Here is a 253-nt window from a genome sequence, read left to right as displayed (position 1 = left end):
CAGCATTCGATACCAGGAGCATCAGCTTTATTTCTGCTCCGCCAGCTGTGAGAGCAAATTTAAAGCTCATCCCGATCATTATCTTACAGAAGATGCCAGTGAACATTCCCATCACCACCATCACCACCATCACCACCATCACCACGAGGTCATCCCTGATCAGATAAAACAGCCTCACCACCAGGCGGAGAACGATATTTCTGAAGGTGTGTGGACATGCCCGATGCACCCGGAGATACGCCGTCGTGGTCCA

At 51.0% G+C, this 253-nt stretch carries 1 pseudogene; it reads left to right on the top strand.

From position 1 onward, the window contains the following. Window positions 1–253: pseudogene (locus tag APU11_RS26440) on the top strand (YHS domain-containing protein); the annotation flags it as partial.

This window comes from Enterobacter sp. 50793107 (assembly GCF_001463365.1).
GTDB lineage: Bacteria > Pseudomonadota > Gammaproteobacteria > Enterobacterales > Enterobacteriaceae > Enterobacter > Enterobacter cloacae.
This window is presented reverse-complemented; position numbering and strand designations above follow the sequence as displayed.